The organism is Mesorhizobium sp. M7A.F.Ca.CA.004.12.1.1 (assembly GCF_003997835.1).
Lineage (GTDB): Bacteria > Pseudomonadota > Alphaproteobacteria > Rhizobiales > Rhizobiaceae > Mesorhizobium.
In genome coordinates this window covers 1-3,614 of the sequence record NZ_RZRK01000635.1, presented here as the reverse complement: position 1 = coordinate 3,614, position 3,614 = coordinate 1, and the positions used below count along the sequence as shown (strand labels likewise).

The window sequence follows — 3,614 nt, the reverse complement described above, 5'->3', positions numbered from 1 at the left end:
CGTTCGTGGCGATTGCCGAGCCCGGCAGCTTCACCACCGCCGCCAATGCCGTGTTCCGCACGCCGTCAGCCGTTTCCATGCAGATCAAGAAGCTCGAGGACATTCTCGGCCGCTCCGTGTTCGCGCGCGACGCTCGCTCGGTGTCGCTGACGACGGATGGCGAGATGCTGCTCGGCTATGCCCGCCGACTGCTGTCCATCAATCGCGAGGTGGTGTCGAAGTTCATCATTCCCGAGATTGTCGGTGTGGTGCGGCTTGGCTCGCCGGACGATTACGGTGAGCGCGTGCTGCCGCATGTGCTGAAGCGTTTTGCGCAGTCGCATCCGTCGATCGCCGTCGACGTCACCATCGACCAGAGCAGCAATCTGCGCCGGCGCATGGACGACCGGGCGCTCGACATCACGCTGCTGACCAATTCCTACAAGACCAGCGCGCTCGGCGCCGAGGTGCTGCTGACCGAGCCGATCGTCTGGGCCGGTGCCAAGGGCGGCTGCGCGCATCTGCGCGAGCCGCTGCCGGTGTCGCTGTGGGAAGAGGGCTGCGCCTGGCGTGCCGGGGCGCTCGATGCGCTTGGCCGCGAGGGCCGCAATTACCGCATCGCCTATATGAGCGCGCACACGGCCGGCCAGCGCGCCGCGATCATGTCCGATCTCGCCGTGGCGCCATTGCCGAAGTCGTTCCTCGGCAATGACATGGTCGAACTCTGCCCGAAGGACGGCATGCCCGACATCGGGACCTACAATCTGGCGATGGTGGTGGCGCCGGATGCCAGTGCCCCGGTCAAGGCCGTTGCCGACCACATCCGCGCGACTTTCGAAGTCTTCCGGGAAACCGGCAAGTTCTGACCGGCTGGTAAGGACGATAGTATAAAGCTACTCCGCCGCTTCGGCGGGGCGCTGTTCAGGCCTTACTCTCGTATCGTGCACGATCCGGCTCTCCCCGAGAAAGGCGACGATGCGCTCGCGGGCGCGCCGGGCTTCCGGCATGTCAATCAGCGGCCAGACGTGGAACATGCCTTCCTCATAGACAAGATCGATTTCAACGCCGGCTGCGCGGGCTTTTTCGGCGAAGATCAGATTGTCGGGAGTCAAAAGATCGCGCGAGCCGGTCAAAAGCAGCGTTCTTGGCAGCACTGACAGATCTCCATAGACCGGGCTGATGTGCCAGTCGCTGGGATCGATGCCGGCACTGTACAGGCGAATCGCCTCCCTTCCGCCAGCTATGCCCAGCCAAGGGTCGGTGCGTTCCGCCTCGAACACTGCGGGGTTGGTGAGCGACACGTCGAGACCCGGCGAAATGAGCACATGCCGCGACGGCAGGGGCAGTCCTTCTTCGGCGACCATCATGGTCAGCACCACAGCCATATTGCCGCCGGCGGAATCGCCCATGAAGACGATGTCTTCGGCTTCCGTCTCGGCGAGCATCTGCCGGTAGACATCGCCAACCATTCCGAACATGGCATGGAAATCGTGTTCGGGAGCGATTGGATAGATCGGCACCGTGATCCCGTAGCCCAGCCGATCCGCCATCTCGGCGATCAGGTGCCAATGATAGGGTGTGATTTCAAAGACATAGGCACCGCCGTGCAAGTAGAGAATCCGCTTCTGCTCGCCGGTCCTGGGTGCGATTTCGTAGACGGGGAAGCCATCGACCGTATGCATCTCGATGTCGAGACGCTGATGCAACGAGGCGGGCGGGCGGTGGTTCTCGGTCTTGCGCGCGGCCGCGATCCAGCGCTGCAAATTTTCCGGACTGGCAAATGCCTGCTTGCGGCTGTGCCGCAGGACGAAAGACACGACATGGCTTTTCAAACTTGGCATGCGAATACACGAACTTCGGCAAAGCCGACTAAGAGAACCCCCACTATCTTCGAAGATCGTGCCGTGGCCGAAAATGTCAAGATTTGCGCCGTATCTACACGGTGGTGTGATCCGCGCCGCGGTGCTCAGCGACGTGGTAGAAGTGCGGCACGCAGCCGGTTGCTGGTGGTCGCCGGGGACATGCGAGATCCCCGACGCATGCCGAGCAATTTGCATTTGTCGGCGAAGGTCATCAGCGCGCGGCGCTCCAGATCGTGTTGATAAGTGCGGCCTTTTCGCTGGATCGCGGCGATACCGGCCAGCCGATATCCTTCTGGATTTCGGGCGGCAGGCTGTTCAACAGGCGTCGCGCCTTGCTGCGGTCGTGAGCATTCTTGATGGCCGTGCCATAGCGGCCGAGGTTTTCGAGCATTGACATCGTTGTCTCCTCTGGAGCGTTGCGGCGGCTGGAAAGATATCTCCAGCCTGCCATTCGATGCCGGTTGAATGCGCCTGCCATGTATCTGGCGAATTTCACGAAAACAGCTTTTTGGTTTCCGGATCAGGCGATCCGGAAACATTTGCATGCAAATGAGTTTGGAAAGGCCGTGACCTGGGCGCGGCCGCTTATTCCCGTCCACGCCTGGCGGCGTGGCCTTCGCGCGAACGCCGTCGCGGAGCGGCGTCGCCGGCAACGCCGTCCTCGCTGACCGTCTTGCGCGGCGGCAGTTTCACCGCTGCCGACAGCTTCGGGAACGGATCGACCTTGTTGGGCAGCGCCATGGCGTAGACGAAATGCTCCTGGAATTTCGGTTCCAGGGCCGTCTCGATCTTCTCGATCTTGCTGACCGTGTCCTCGATCTCGCGGCGGTAGCCGCGATTGAGCAGCGCCATGCGCGCGCCGGCACCGGCGGCGTTGCCGACGGCCGAGACCTTGTCGAGGTCGCAATCCGGGATCAGCCCGAGCACCATGGCGTATTTCGGATCGATGAAGGAGCCGAAGGCGCCGGCGAAATGGATGCGGTCGACATGCTCGGTGTTCTGCTTTTCCATCAACAGCTTGGTGCCGGCATAAAGCGCTGCCTTGGCAAGCTGAATGGCGCGCACATCGGTCTGGGTGATGGTGATCTTCGGCCCATCTTCCGTCAATGCGGCAGAGCCTTCCTTCAGCACGTAGGAGAAGGTGCGGCCGTTGGCGGTGACGCGCGGCGAACGGGCCGAAAGCCCGCCGTCGATGACGCCGTCCTCGGAAATGATGCCGGCGAGATACATCTCCGCCACCACTTCGATGATGCCGGAACCGCAGATGCCGGTGACGCCGGTTGCCTGGACGCTTTCCAGGAAGCCCGGCTCGTCGGACCACAGCTCAGAGCCGATGACGCGGTATTTTGGTTCCAGTGTATCGGGATCGATGCGCACACGCTCGATGGCGCCCGGTGCTGCGCGCTGGCCGCCGGAGATTTCGGCACCCTCGAAGGCAGGGCCTGTGGGCGAGGAGGCCGCAACCACACGCTGGCGATTGCCGAGTACGATCTCGGCATTGGTACCGACATCGACGATCAGCATCATCTCGTCCTGGCGATGCGGGCCTTCCGACAGCGTCACCGCCGCCGCGTCCGCTCCGACATGGCCGGCGATGCAAGGCAGCATGTAGAGCCTGGCGCCCTGGTTGAGCTTCAGGCCGATGTCGGATGCCTTGATGTGCACAGCGCCCGAAACGGCCAGCGCAAAGGGCGCGCCGCCAAGCTCGGTCGGATCGATGCCGAGGAACAGATGGTGCATGATCGGATTGCCGACGAAGACGCTGTCCAGGAT

At 62.8% G+C, this 3,614-nt stretch carries 4 protein-coding genes; 1 reads left to right on the top strand and 3 read right to left on the bottom strand.

The features are described 5' to 3' along the window. The coding region (locus EN984_RS26645) for a LysR substrate-binding domain-containing protein (protein ID WP_127384068.1) at positions 1-845 on the top strand (845 nt) is incomplete at its 5' end. A 27-nt stretch (positions 846-872) separates the two neighbouring features. On the opposite strand, the gene EN984_RS26640 is transcribed toward EN984_RS26645, so the two are convergent. From EN984_RS26640 to EN984_RS26630, 3 genes are all read right to left on the bottom strand, one after another. Beyond that, complete coding sequence (locus EN984_RS26640) at positions 873-1,820, bottom strand: alpha/beta hydrolase (RefSeq protein WP_127271302.1); 948 nt, start codon at positions 1,818-1,820, stop codon at positions 873-875. 232 nt (positions 1,821-2,052) lie between these two features. After that, positions 2,053-2,238 carry a hypothetical protein gene (locus EN984_RS26635; protein ID WP_127271300.1) on the bottom strand — a complete coding sequence of 62 codons (186 nt, stop codon included), beginning with the start codon at positions 2,236-2,238 and terminating at the stop codon, positions 2,053-2,055. Between the two features lie 188 nt (positions 2,239-2,426). Continuing rightward, the coding region (locus EN984_RS26630; protein ID WP_127384067.1) for an ASKHA domain-containing protein at positions 2,427-3,614 on the bottom strand (1,188 nt) is incomplete at its 5' end.